The 12,366-nt window shown below is 72.9% G+C and carries 14 protein-coding genes; 7 read left to right on the plus strand and 7 right to left on the minus strand.

Annotated elements, in window-relative coordinates; all coding sequences use genetic code 11:
- Nucleotides 1–52 precede the first annotated feature (52 nt).
- The gene (locus AC5L3C_RS34580) at nucleotides 53–691 is read right to left on the minus strand and encodes an alpha-ketoglutarate-dependent dioxygenase AlkB (RefSeq protein ID WP_493653040.1); all 639 of its coding nucleotides are present in this window, start codon (nucleotides 689–691) and stop codon (nucleotides 53–55) included.
- Between the two features lie 135 nt (nucleotides 692–826).
- Between AC5L3C_RS34580 and AC5L3C_RS34585 the strand changes: the two genes are divergently transcribed.
- Together AC5L3C_RS34585 and AC5L3C_RS34590 are read left to right on the plus strand one after the other, a co-directional pair.
- Nucleotides 827–1,435 (plus strand): TetR/AcrR family transcriptional regulator, encoded by a 609-nt coding sequence (locus AC5L3C_RS34585; protein ID WP_493653041.1) that lies wholly within the window; start codon nucleotides 827–829, stop codon nucleotides 1,433–1,435.
- A gap of 17 nt (nucleotides 1,436–1,452) precedes the next feature.
- Nucleotides 1,453–3,126: an FAD-binding dehydrogenase gene (locus AC5L3C_RS34590; RefSeq protein WP_493654152.1), complete on the plus strand. Its 1,674-nt coding sequence runs from the start codon at nucleotides 1,453–1,455 to the stop codon at nucleotides 3,124–3,126.
- Nucleotides 3,127–3,154: 28 nt separating this feature from the next.
- Here the strand turns inward: AC5L3C_RS34590 and AC5L3C_RS34595 are convergent, their stop codons facing one another.
- The 3 genes from AC5L3C_RS34595 to AC5L3C_RS34605 form a co-directional block, all read right to left on the minus strand.
- Nucleotides 3,155–3,505, minus strand: coding sequence for a DUF488 domain-containing protein (locus AC5L3C_RS34595; RefSeq protein ID WP_493653042.1), 351 nt, complete (start codon nucleotides 3,503–3,505; stop codon nucleotides 3,155–3,157).
- Nucleotides 3,506–3,590: 85 nt separating this feature from the next.
- Nucleotides 3,591–3,842, minus strand: a complete 252-nt coding sequence (locus tag AC5L3C_RS34600) for a WhiB family transcriptional regulator (protein WP_493653043.1) — start codon at nucleotides 3,840–3,842, stop codon at nucleotides 3,591–3,593.
- 108 nt (nucleotides 3,843–3,950) lie between these two features.
- Nucleotides 3,951–5,171 (minus strand): saccharopine dehydrogenase family protein, encoded by a 1,221-nt coding sequence (locus tag AC5L3C_RS34605; protein WP_493653044.1) that lies wholly within the window; start codon nucleotides 5,169–5,171, stop codon nucleotides 3,951–3,953.
- A gap of 147 nt (nucleotides 5,172–5,318) precedes the next feature.
- On the opposite strand from AC5L3C_RS34605, the gene AC5L3C_RS34610 reads away from it, so the two are divergent.
- From AC5L3C_RS34610 to AC5L3C_RS34620, 3 genes are all read left to right on the plus strand, one after another.
- Nucleotides 5,319–6,017, plus strand: a complete 699-nt coding sequence (locus tag AC5L3C_RS34610; RefSeq protein WP_125509286.1) for a TetR/AcrR family transcriptional regulator — start codon at nucleotides 5,319–5,321, stop codon at nucleotides 6,015–6,017.
- Between the two features lie 267 nt (nucleotides 6,018–6,284).
- On the plus strand, nucleotides 6,285–6,644 hold the full coding sequence (locus AC5L3C_RS34615; RefSeq protein ID WP_493653045.1) for a hypothetical protein: 360 nt from the start codon (nucleotides 6,285–6,287) through the stop codon (nucleotides 6,642–6,644).
- Nucleotides 6,645–6,899: 255 nt separating this feature from the next.
- Nucleotides 6,900–8,129 carry a glycosyltransferase gene (locus tag AC5L3C_RS34620; RefSeq protein WP_493653046.1) on the plus strand — a complete coding sequence of 410 codons (1,230 nt, stop codon included), beginning with the start codon at nucleotides 6,900–6,902 and terminating at the stop codon, nucleotides 8,127–8,129.
- A 28-nt stretch (nucleotides 8,130–8,157) separates the two neighbouring features.
- On the opposite strand, the gene AC5L3C_RS34625 is transcribed toward AC5L3C_RS34620, so the two are convergent.
- The 3 genes from AC5L3C_RS34625 to AC5L3C_RS34635 form a co-directional block, all read right to left on the minus strand.
- Entirely contained in the window at nucleotides 8,158–8,622 is a 465-nt protein-coding gene (locus tag AC5L3C_RS34625; RefSeq protein ID WP_493653047.1) for a cyclic nucleotide-binding domain-containing protein, read from the minus strand.
- 274 nt (nucleotides 8,623–8,896) lie between these two features.
- Nucleotides 8,897–10,384 carry an aminotransferase class I/II-fold pyridoxal phosphate-dependent enzyme gene (locus AC5L3C_RS34630; protein ID WP_493653048.1) on the minus strand — a complete coding sequence of 496 codons (1,488 nt, stop codon included), beginning with the start codon at nucleotides 10,382–10,384 and terminating at the stop codon, nucleotides 8,897–8,899.
- Nucleotides 10,385–10,436: 52 nt separating this feature from the next.
- Entirely contained in the window at nucleotides 10,437–10,664 is a 228-nt protein-coding gene (locus AC5L3C_RS34635; protein ID WP_493653049.1) for a hypothetical protein, read from the minus strand.
- A gap of 165 nt (nucleotides 10,665–10,829) precedes the next feature.
- Here AC5L3C_RS34635 and AC5L3C_RS34640 point away from each other — a divergent pair, with 165 nt between their 5' ends.
- Together AC5L3C_RS34640 and AC5L3C_RS34645 are read left to right on the plus strand one after the other, a co-directional pair.
- Nucleotides 10,830–11,273 (plus strand): ATP-binding protein, encoded by a 444-nt coding sequence (locus AC5L3C_RS34640; RefSeq protein WP_493653050.1) that lies wholly within the window; start codon nucleotides 10,830–10,832, stop codon nucleotides 11,271–11,273.
- A 214-nt stretch (nucleotides 11,274–11,487) separates the two neighbouring features.
- Nucleotides 11,488–12,351, plus strand: coding sequence for a SigB/SigF/SigG family RNA polymerase sigma factor (locus AC5L3C_RS34645; RefSeq protein WP_493653051.1), 864 nt, complete (start codon nucleotides 11,488–11,490; stop codon nucleotides 12,349–12,351).
- The last annotated feature ends 15 nt before the right edge of the window (nucleotides 12,352–12,366 follow it).

Here is a 12,366-nt window from a genome sequence, read left to right on the forward strand (position 1 = left end):
CGGGTGCGGACCAGTGTGGGGGAGCGCGGGCGGGTGGACAGGCTTCCGGCCGTCAGTTCACGCCGCGCGGACGGAACTGGACGCTGATGCGAGGACCGGCGGCGCGCGTGCTCTTGGGCACGCAGTGCTCGAAGGTGCGCTGACAGGACCCGCCCATCACGATGAGGTCGCCGTGCCCGAGCGGCCGGCGCACGGTGTCGCCGCCGCCCACGGGCCGCAGCAGCAGATCGCGCGGCGCGCCCACGGAGAGGATGGCGACCATCGTGTCCTCGCGTGCGCCACGGCCGATCCGGTCGCCGTGCCAGGCGACGCTGTCCCGGCCGTCGCGGTAGTAGCACAGCCCGGCCGTGGCGAACGGCTCGCCCAGCTCGCCGGCGTAGTGCGCGCCGAGCGCGTCGCGCGCCTCCTCCAGCACGGGGTGCGGCAGGTGATCGCCCGCGCGGTAGTACGACAGCAGCCGGGGCACGTCCACGACCTGGTCGTACATCTGCCGGCGCTCCGCGCGCCACGGGACGCCGGCGGCCAGCTGCTCGAAGAGCGTGTCCGAGCCGCTGAGCCATCCCGGCAGTACGTCGATCCAGGCGCCCCGCCCGAGCCCGGTGCGGCGCAGCCTGTCGAGCGGGCCGAGGCGCGGCTCGTCGGTCTGGTCGAACAGGGACCCCTGGAGCGCCGGGGGGTGGTGCGTGCTCATGACTCCAGCGTAAACCCTGATTCGAAAATACGTTCTAGATGGCGTGCGGGGCTCCAGGGGATTCCCGCGCCCGGGGTCTGTTCGATACATCGGTGTATCGGATACATTCCTGTATCGAACGGCGAAGGGGCGGTCATGACGGTGGGCGGTACGGCGGGGCGGGTCACCAAGCGCCGGCTGCGCACGCGCGCGAACCTGCTCAAGGCCGCGTTCACCGTGTTCGCCGCCAAGGGCTTCGGGCACGTCTCGATCGAGGAGGTCTGCGAGGCCGCCGGCTACACCAGGGGTGCCTTCTACTCCAACTTCGCCGGCCTGGACGAGCTGTTCTTCGCCCTCTACGCGGAGCGCGCCGACCTGATCGCGGAGCAGGTCGCCGGGGCCCTCGCCCAGGACGGACCCGATCTCGACGTGCCCGCCGCCGTGGACCGCGTCACCGAGGTGCTGCTGCTCGACCGCGACTGGCTGCTGGTGAAGACCGACTTCCTGGTGCACGCCGCCCGGGACCCGCGCGTGGCGCGCTCCCTGCTGGAGCACCGGGCGCGGCTGCGCGGCGCCATCGCGGACCGGCTGGCCCGCGCCCGCGGCCACACCGAACTGCCCGCCGTCCTCGGCGACACCGAGGGGGCCGCCCACGCCGTGGTCGCCGCCTACGACGGCGTGACCACCCAACTGCTGCTGGACCGGGACGCCGAGCACGCCCGTGCCTGGCTGAAACAACTGCTCACCGCGCTGCTCACCGCATGAAGGAAGGGACGGTCGCCATGGATGCCGACGTCATCGTCGTCGGAGCGGGCCTCGCGGGCCTGGTCGCGGCCCACGAGCTGACCAGCAGGGGCCGCAGGGTCGCCCTGGTCGACCAGGAGAACGCCGCCAACCTCGGCGGCCAGGCCTACTGGTCGTTCGGCGGGCTGTTCCTGGTGGGCTCACCGGAGCAGCGGCGCCTGGGCATCAAGGACTCCTTCGACCTGGCCTGGAACGACTGGCAGGGCAGCGCCGGCTTCGACCGGCTCGACGACGAGGACGCCTGGGCGGCGCGCTGGGCCCGGGCCTACGTCGAGTGGGCGGCGGGGGAGAAGCGGTCCTGGCTGAACGGCCACGGCATCACCTTCCTGCCCACCGTCGGCTGGGCCGAGCGCGGCGACCTGCGCGCCGACGGCCACGGCAACACCGTGCCCCGCTTCCACATCGCCTGGGGCACCGGGACCGGTGTCGTCGCCCCCTTCGTCCGCTACGCCCGGCAGGCCGCGACCGACGGGCTGCTCACCTTCCACCACCGGCACCGGGTCGACGAACTCGTCCTCCACGACGGCACCGCGCGCGGGGTGCGCGGCACCGTCCTGGCGGAGGACAACGCGCCGCGCGGCGTCGCGTCCAGCCGCGAGGAGACCGGCGAGTTCGAACTCACCGCCCAGGCCGTGATCGTCACCAGCGGCGGCATCGGGGCCGACCACGACATCGTCCGCCGGTACTGGCCGAGGCGGCTGGGCACCCCGCCCCGGGAGATGGTCACCGGCGTCCCCGCCTACGTCGACGGGCGGATGCTGGACATCAGCGCCCGCGCGGGAGTGCGGCTGGTCAACCGGGACCGGATGTGGCACTACACCGAGGGCCTGCAGAACTGGGATCCCATCTGGCCCGGACACGGCATCCGCATCCTGCCGGGACCGTCCTCCCTGTGGTTCGACGCCCTCGGCCGCCGGCTGCCCGACCCCTGTCTGCCCGGCTACGACACCCTCGGCACGCTGAGGCACCTGCGCACCACCGAGGACCTCGCCGATCACGACCACTCCTGGTTCATCCTCACCCAGAGGATCATCGAGAAGGAGTTCGCCCTGTCGGGCTCCGAGCAGAACCCCGACATCACCGCCGGGGACCGCGCCGCGTTCCTGCGCGACCGGGTGCTGGGCAAGGGCGCTCCCAAACCCGTGGACGCCTTCCTGCGCAACGGCGCGGACTTCGTCACCGCCCCCACCCTCGAACAGCTCGTCGACAAGATGAACGCCCTCACCGACAAGCCCCTGCTCGACGCCGCCCTCGTCCGGCGCCAGATCGAGGCCCGCGATCTGCAACTCGCCAACGCCTACAGCAAGGACGCGCAGATCCAGGGCATCCGCAACGCCCGCCGCTACATCGGCGACCGCCTCGGCCGCGTCGCCACCCCGCACCGCATCCTCGACCCGGCGGCCGGCCCGCTGATCGGCGTCAAGCTGCACATCCTCACCCGCAAGACCCTCGGCGGCATCCAGACCGACCTGGACTCCCGCGCGCTCGGCGCCGACGGCGCCCCGGTCGAGGGCCTGTACGCGGCCGGCGAGGTGGCCGGCTTCGGCGGCGGCGGTGTGCACGGGTACAACGCCCTGGAGGGCACCTTCCTCGGCGGCTGTCTCTTCTCCGGCCGGGCGGCCGGCCGGGCGGCGGCAGCGCAGACGGCATGACCCGGCGGTGCGGGCCCGCCCCGGCCGCTCAGCCGGCGAGGAGGCGGGTCAGCACCTCGGCGTGGCCGCGCCCGGTGTTCCTGGACGCGGTCAGCAGGGTCACGGTGCCCTTCGCCGCCAGCTCCCTGATCCGGTCGAGGGCTTCGGCAGCCTCGGGCGCGGCCAGTTCCGCCTCGTACCGCTCGCGGAACTCCTCGAACGAGCCCTGCTCCGCGTGGTACCAGCGGCGCAGCTCCGTCGACGGGGTCAGCGCCTTGGGCCACTCGTCCACCTGGGCCGCGGCCTTCGCCAGGCCGCGCGGCCACAGGCGGTCCACCAGGACACGCACGCCGTCGTCCGGCCCGGGCGTGTCGTAGACACGGCGTACCCGCACGCTCATGATCGTCTGCCCCTTCCGCGCTGTGCCGCGAGCCTACTGCGGCGCACGGGGGAGGCGGGGCACGGCGCTCCCCGCGTGACCGCCGTCAGCGGGGCGAACGGCGGGCGGCGGTGCGCCGCTTCAGCGCACGCCGCTCCTCCTCGCTCGTGCCGCCCCACACGCCGATGGACTGCCCGGTCCGCAGCGCCCACTGAAGGCACTGCTCCCGCACGGGGCAGCGCCGGCAGACCGCCTTGGCCTGCTCGGTCTGCAGCAGGGCCGGCCCCGAGGTGCCGATCGGGAAGAAGAGGTCGGGATCCTCGGTCCTGCAGGCCGCGCTGTTCCGCCAGTCGTCCATCGAGAGTCACCTGCGATCGGGAGTCGGTGCACACCCTTGCCGGATGCCTTGCTCGCTCACGGGTCACCGGCCGGGCGGCGGCGAAACAGCGCCACGGTGTGCGAGCGGTCACTGCTCGCGCATCCCCCACGGCGAGCCGTACGCGGTGAGCAGGTCCAGGAAGGGACCCGCCGGGAACGCTTCGGGGCCGAGCACCCCCGTCCCCGTCCAGGTGCCCTCGGCGAGCAGTTCGAGGGCGACGACGGGGTTGACGGCGGTCTGCCACACCACGGCTTGGCAGCCGTACTCGGCCATGGACCACTGGTTGTCGACCACGTGGTAGAGGTAGACCTCGCGCGGGGCCCCGTCCTTCACCCCCCGCACCCATGTGCCGGCGCAGGTCTTGCCGTGCATCCGCCCGCCGAGGGCCGCCGGGTCGGGCAGGCAGGCGGCGACGACGTCCCGGGGGGAGACCCGCACCGGCCCGTCGGGACCGGGCACGGTCACCGGCTCGGTGCGGTCCAGGCCCAGCAGGTGCAGCGTTCTGAGGGTGTCGATGAACTCCCGGCCCAGGCCGTACTTGAAGGTGACCCGGCGGGCGTCGACCCACCGCGGTACGAGCAGCACCTCCTCGTGCTCGACGTTCACGCACTCCACCGGGCCGATGCCCGCGGGGAAGTCGAACACCTCCGGCTCGCTGAACGGGGCGGTGGTGAACCAGCCGCGGTCCTTCTCGTAGACGACGGGCGGGTTGAGGCACTCCTCGATGGTGGTCCAGATGCTGAAGGACGGCGCGAAGTCGTAGCCGTCCACCGTGAGGTCGGCGCCGTCGCGGACGCCGATCTCCTCGATGTCGTCGAAGAGTTCGTCGGCGGCGTACCGGGCGAACACGTCCGACAGACCGGGCTCCACGCCCATCCCGACCAGCGCCAGCGCGCCGGCCTCCGCCCACTCACCGGCCCGCGCGAACTGCTCGTCCCCGAGCTTGACCCCGCACTTCTCGTACGGCCGCTCCGGGTGCGGCCGGGACAGGGACATCGCCATGTCGACATAAGTGGCGCCGGCCTCCCGCGCCGCGCGGAACAGCGGCATCACGAACCGGGGGTCGGTGGCGTTCAACAGGACGTCGCAGCCGTGCCGCTCGAGCAGCGCCGCCACCTGGGCCGCGTCGCCCGCGTCCACCCGCTCGGCCACGAACCGCGCGCCGTCCCGGCCGAGCGCCGCGACGGCCGCCTCGGCCCGGGACGGGTCATGGTCGGCCACGACCATCCGGTCGATGAACGGCCGCCGGGCCCCGATACGGGTGATGGCGGTGCCCACCCCGCCCGCTCCCACGAGCAGTACACGCATGACGGAGCACTCCCTTTCCTCTCACGCGTCCCGAACGACCTGCCTCATGGATCCCGGACGCGACAGCGGGACCCGGGTGGGATACAACGCCGTGCGCCGTCATAAGGTCAATGGCGTTGGCATAAGGAGACCGGGAGGGGAGACGGAATGCCGAAGCAGGTGGTGCCCGAGGAGCGGCGACGGCGCCGCAGGCCGACGAAGAGCGGCCGGGTGCTGTCCGAGGCGCTGATCGTCGACACCGCGCTGCGGCTGCTGCACGAGCACGGCGGCGCGGGGCTGACCGCCCGCCGGCTGGGCCTCGCCCTGGACTGCGACCCGAGCACCCTCTACCGCTACTTCCGCGGCATGGACGACCTCACCCTCGCCATCGGCGACGCGCTGATCGGCCGGGCGCTGCGGGGCTGGCGCCCGACCGGGCAGTGGCGCGAGGACCTGCGGTCCATCGGGCTGCGCATCCACGCGGCCTATCTCTCGCACCCGCAGGCGGCGGTCCTCACCGCGAGCAGGGTCTCGGGGCGCGCGAACGAACTCGCCGCCGACGAGGCCGTGCTGGAGGTGCTGCGCGGTGCGGGCTTCCCGCTGCCGGAGACGGTGCGGATCTACCACGCCTTCATCGACACCACGCTGGCCTTCGCCGCGCTCGACGCCGCCTCCCTCGCGCTGCCCGACGCCGCCCGGCGCGCCGACGAGGACATGTGGCGCTCGGCCTACGCCCGCCTCCCCGCCGCCACCCACCCGCGCATCGCCGAGGCCGCGCCGCTCCTGGCCACCCGCATGGTCACCAGCGCCTACCCGACGGCCCTGGACATGCTCCTGACCAGCGCCGAGCAGCGCGCGAAGCGTTAGCGGCGCAAGGCGGCGGTCATGCCCGTGCAGGCCCGAGGCCGTTTTCAGCCACTCGACGGCCGGCCTCCGGGGACCGTCCATCCCTCCCCAGCAAGGAAGGGGTCGTCTACCGGATAGTTGAGACTACAACTGAATCGCGCCATATCACTTCTGCGCCATGGTCTAACGTCAGCCACGGGATCTACGTTCGGAAGGAACGTGCGGCTGTTGGTGCGCCGGGGGAGGACCCCTGTGACATGAGCAGCCCGGAGCCCGGAGGGAATCGACATGTCAGTTGCGACCAAGTGGAAGATGACGGTGGTGGCCGTCGCCGCCCCGGTCACCCTCTTCCTGGCCACCGTCCCGGCCGCCGCCGGTGAGGCGTCCGCGCAGGAGACGGTCGTGGGGGCCGCCTTGGTGCGGCCCGACTACAACGGCACGGAGGGCTGGGGCCGGCTGTGGAGCGGCGCGCACTGCGCCGACATACCGGACATCGAGACGGCGCACTCGGCCGTGCGCTTCAGCATCACGTCGGACATCACCCTCTACGCCGCCTCGGACACGGACTGCTCGCACCCGGTGGCGACACTCACCGACGAGAACCAGCTGGCCACCGGCTTCTCCGCGACGAGGTACAGCGCGACCTAGTGCCCCGACAGGCAACGTTCGCCCCGTCGCGACGCCCGGCACGCACTCTCGCCGCACCGGCCGAAAGCCCAAGTACGTCCAGTACGAGGACTTCCGGCCGGCACGCCGAGAGCACGCACCGGACGCCGCTCCTTGCCGGGCAAACGTTGCCTGCCGCGGCACTGGCAACGCGGCGCCGGACCGGTCTCCCGGTCCGGCGCCGGTCCGGCCCTTCATCGGCCCGAACAGAGAGTCAGGAAAAGGAAAGTGGCGGACATGCACGCGTTGTTGACGACGTACGGGTCCCGCGGGGACGTGGAGCCCGTGGTCGCACTGGCCGTGGAGTTGCGCAACCGCGGCGCCCGGGTGACGGTGTGCGCGCCGCCCGACACGGAGTACGCGCAGCGGCTGGCCGGTGCGGGGGTCGTGCTGATGCCAGTCGGCGGACCGGTGCGCCCGCTCATGCACGGAGCGACGCCGCTGTCCGCCGACGAACTGGGCCGGCGCAGGCTGGAGCTGGTCGCCGAGCAGTTCGACAGGCTGTCCGAGGCGGCCGAGGGGTGCGACGTGCTGGTGGCCACCGGACTGATGCAGGTCGCGGCCCGGTCGGTTGCCGAAGGTCTGGGCATCCCCTACGTGTACGCCAGCTATCAGCCGACCGCGCTGCCGTCGCCGCACCACGCGCCGCCCGTACGGGCCGGCCTGCCGGTGGCCGAGGAGGTGACCGACAACCGCGTGCTGTGGGAGCGGGACGCCCGGGCCGTCACGGAGCTGTTCGGTGAGGCACTCAACACGGGCCGGGCGTCGATCGGTCTGCCGCCGGTGGACAACGTCCGTGACCACATCTTCACCGCCCGGCCGTGGCTGGCGGCGGACCCGGTCCTGGGCCCCTGGCCGGAGACGGCGGGCATCGACGTCGTCCAGACCGGCGCGTGGACGCTGCGGGACGAACGCCCGCTGTCCGGTGAGCTGTCGGCGTTCCTCGAGGACGGCGCCCCGCCCGTGTACGTCGGCTTCGGCAGCATGCCCGCCCCTCAGGACGCCGCCCGGGTGGCCGTCGAGGCGGTGCGCGCGCAGGGCCACCGCACGCTGCTCGCGCGCGGCTGGGCGGACCTGACGCAGGCCGACGTGCCGGAGGACTGCTTCGTCGTCACCGAGGCCAACCTCCAGCGGCTGCTGCCGCGGGTCGCCGCCGCGGTGCACCACGGCGGGGCGGGGACGACGGCGACGGCCGCGCGGGCCGGCGTGCCCCAGGTGATCGTCCCGCAGATGGTGGATCAGCCGTACTGGGCCGGCCGGGTTGCCCACCTGGGGATCGGCGTGGCACACGACGGTGCGACGCCGACCTCCGAGTCCCTGGCGGCCGCGCTCAAGTCGGCCCTGGCGGACGAGGTCCGTGCGCGAGCCGTCGCCGTGGCCGCCAAGCTCCGCGGCGACGGAGCGAGCACGGCCGCCGGACTTCTGATGGACCTGGCAGCCGGAAGGAGGCCGGCCGCAGCCGAGTGACCCGCCGCGGTGGCGAAAGGTGCCCCGGTCACAGCGTCATCCCGCTGCCCCGCCGGGGAATCGCGTACTGGTCCAGCAGCTGGCCGCGCGTCGCCTCCAGACGGTGGGCGAGGACTTCGGCGACCTTGCGCACCAGCATCAGCCCGAGTTCCGGATCCCGCTCGCACAGCCGGAGCACGGCCGCCGCGTCGAACTCGTAGGCGCGCACCGGGCTGAAGGCCACCGCGCCGAAGTCCCACTCGTAGGGTGGGAACAGCCACGACCAGCCCAGCAGGTCTCCCGCGCCCAGGCTGGCGACCGTGACCCGTTGCAGTTCGTTGACCCGCTGGTCCAGTGAGACCGCGCCGGAGCGGATCACCCAGAAGCGGTCGGCGGTCCCGCCCGCCTCGAAGATGCGGGTGTCCTCGGGGAAGGACACCTCCCGGGCCAGCTCCATCAGGCGCTCGCGCTGCGGAGGGGGCAGGGCGGTCAGGAGTTTGATCGCTTTGGTCATGGCGCGGGGCTCCTCGCCGGGCGATTCGGTTCCGGTGCTTTCCCTACATTCATTTCAGCCGCTGCCGCCGTTCGGAGCACCTCGGCGTGCGGGAGATGCCGGGTGCCCGGGCGCCCCGGCCGTCCGGGCATGAAAAAGCCCTGGCTGGACGGGGGAAGCCAGCCAGGGCAGTAAGCGGTGGTGTCCGGAGGACGGACCTCGACTCCGTCACCACGTATGAGTGAACGATAAACCATTCGACCGGAAATCCGGTAATCGGGCCACGTGACCCCGTTCACCGGACTCGGCCCGCCCGCTCGTCCACCACCCGGACCGTGTCCAGGCCGGGATCCGACGGGTCGGGCAGATACATGCCCGCGGCCAGCCCCGTGCGCAGATACCGCAGGACCGGCCCGGTGAGCCGTTCGCCCGGCAGCACGGCCGGGATCCCCGGCGGATAGGGCGTGATCATCTCGGCGGAGATCCGCCCGGCGGCGTCCGCCACCGGCACCTCCTCGGCCGGACCGAAGAACGCGTCCCGCGGCAGCATCGCCTGTTCCATCCGCAGCTCGTCCGGCTGCGGCACCTCCACCCGCGGTCCCGTGGGCATCCCGCGCGCCGCCCGGCCGAGGTCCCGCAGGGCCGACAGCAGCTCCCCGGCCGTCTCCCGGTCGTCGCCGTGGGTGATCTGCGCCCCGATCCGGCGGTGGTCCACCAGATGCGCGTCGATGCTCCGCTGGCCGCGCAGCCAGTCCGCCGCCTGGTATCCGGTGATGCCGAGGTCCGCGACGTCGATGACACAGGGCAGCGGGTCGAAGCCGTCCGCCGCCTCCGGGCCGCAAAAGTCGTCCCTGTCGTTGACGTGCATCCCCTCGATCTCCTCGACCGCGGCCCGGACGTCCGCCGCGAGGCCCAGGGCCGACCCCATGAGCTCCTTGCCGCGCAGGGCCATCTGCCGCCGCCAGCCGTCGAGACCCGCGAAGACCAGTACCGAGGGACTGGTCGTGCCCAGCAGATCGGCCCGCATGCCGAGGAGCGCCGGAGGCACCAGATCGCCCCGCAGATGGAACACCGAGCCCTGCTCGAGACCACTGCCCATCTTGTGGATGCTGGTCACACAGATGTCGGCGCCCGCGTCCATCGCCCAGGACGGCAGATCGGGGTGGAAGGGCAGGTGCGCGCCCCACGCCTCGTCCACGATCAGCGGGAGCCCACGCCGGTGGCACACCTCCGCGATCGCCTCCAGCGCCGCGGTGGCGCCGTACGGGGTCGGGCTGGTCACCAGGGCGCCGCGGGCGTCCGGATGGGCCTCGAAGGCACGGTCGAAGGCGACGGCCGACGGCGGGTGCGCGAGATGCCGCCCGGCGTCCCACCGCGGTTCCACCCACACCGGCTCGATCCCGGACAGGATCAGCCCCGACACCACCGACTTGTGGGTGTCCCGCCCGATCAGCAGCTTCTCGTGCGGACCGGCGACGGACAGCATCGCCGCCTTGACCGACAGGGAACTCCCGCACGTACTGAAGAACGTGTGATCGGCGTGCACCGCGTCGGCCATCAGCTCCTGGGCCTCCTGCAGCACCCGTCCCCGGGTGAGCCGGTCGTCCAGGCCGCCCGTCGCCAGCACGTCGCCCAGGAACACGGAGTCCCCCAGCACCTCGCGCACCGCGGGGTCGGCACCCCGGGCCTGCTTGTGCCCGGGCGGCGTGAAGCCCAGCCGCCCCTTGCGGTGGTAGTCCTCCAGCGCTTGCAGAACCGGTGCCCGGCTGTGATCGACCGTCATGCGCCCCCGAGTGCCCGGGGACGGGCGGTGCCAATCCCTTCGCCCCGGCCGCTCAGCCCCTCGCCGAGTGCTTGCCCGGGGTCAGGATCTCGTCCAGCACCCGCAGCACCACCCCGTAGGCCACCTTGCGTACGTCGGCCTCGCGCGCGGCGGGATCGCCGGGATTCTCGCGTCCGAGCTCGTCACCGCGGGCCCGCCAGTTCCGCTCCTCCTGTGCCGCGCAGGCCCTCGCCCGCTGAATGCGCCGCAGCAGTTCGTCCGAATCCACCACATCGGTCATAACGAGCGCGTACCCCTGTGCGCCGTTCGAATGACAGCGGCGCGGGAAACGGCCGGGAGGTTTGCCCGTACCGGGACAGGTGAGCCGAAAAGGGATGGCTGAGGCGTTTCCCAACGCCCCGCATCATCCGTCCTCCGCCTTCACCACCAGCCAGGGAGCCGCCTTATGAGTGAGGAGTACTCGACTGAACCCGCCGCCGGGCCGCCCGGCGTACCCGGGGCGGCCGGGCGGCTTCCGTCCCGCCCCGCGGAGGTGCGCGAGGCCGTGGCACGGGCGGTGAGCGAACGCTGCCGTGCCACGCACACCGACTGCGACTCAGAAGCCCTGGCGGACGCCCTGCTCGTCGCCTCCGAACTCACCACCAACGCCATCCTGCACGGCGGTGGCGTCACCGACTTCCGGGTCGACGTCAGCGGGCCCGGCGTACGGCTGTCCGTGAGCGACCGCAGCGACGAACTGCCCGTCGTCGTGCCGCACACCGACCAGCGGGGACGCCGCAGGCCCGGCGGCCACGGCTGGCCCATCGTGTGCCGGCTGGCCCGCGACGTCCGGGTGTCGGACCTGCCCGCGGGCGGCAAGTGCATCACCGCGGTCGTCCCCCTTCTCTGAGCCCTCACTCCAGGCCCTCCCGGAACTTCTTCCCCGGCCCCGCGGATTCCGCGGGAAAGCGGAGTTTGTTCCACCGGGTCGGGGGCAATCGGAGGTTCGTGCTTCGGACCGGAGGCGCGCCGGCGGGAACGGCAAGCCGCTGAACACCTCCGTGTGTCCCAGCGGCGCCGGCCCGCGGTAGTCCACCCCCACCACCGCTCGGGAGCGAATCCGCATGCTCATTGACACGTCCGCCCCTCGTCCCGGCTCCTCCGGGACCACCGGCGCGCAGCCCCGCCGGCGCCACGACGACGCCCCCGACACCGCCGCCCTCTTCGCCCGGCTGGCGTCCCTGGAGGACGGCCCGGAGCGGGACGCGGTGCGCGACGAGCTCGCCACCGCATGGCTGCCCATGGCCCACCGCATCGCCGGCCGGTTCCGCGACCGCGGCGAGTCCATCGAGGACCTGCGCCAGGTGGCCGCCCTGGGCCTGGTGAAGGCCATCGACCGCTTCGACCCGGGCCGGGGGGCCTTCGAGAGCTATGCCGTCCCCACCATCACCGGCGAGGTCAAGCGGCACTTCCGCGACCGGATGTGGGCGCTGCGCGTCCCCCGCCGGGTGCAGGAACTGCGCAACAAGGTGCGGGTGGCGCGGCGCGAGCTTACCCAGCACCCCGGCAGCCCCGAGCCGTCCGTGGCCGACATCGCCGCCCACACCGGACTGACCGAGGAGGAGGTCGGCGCCGGGATGGAGGCCCTGGAGAGCTTCAGCACCCTGTCGCTGGACGCGGAGCTCTCCTCCGACGACGACGGCTACAGCCTCGCCGACACCCTCGGTGCCGCGGACGCCTCCTACGACGTCGTGGTCGACCGCGAGTCGGCCAAGGAGGGGCTGCGCCGGCTGCCGGAGCGCGAGCGCGCCATCCTCTACATGCGCTTCTTCGAGGACATGACCCAGAGCCGGATCGCCGACCACCTGGGCATCTCCCAGATGCACGTCTCCCGTCTCATCAGCCGCAGCTGCGCCCGGGTGCGCGCCGACGTGATGGGACAGCGCAAGGGCCCCCGAGGCACCGGCGAACACTCGGCGACGGCGTGACCGCCCGCCCGCCCA

Source organism: Streptomyces speibonae, from assembly GCF_984686075.1.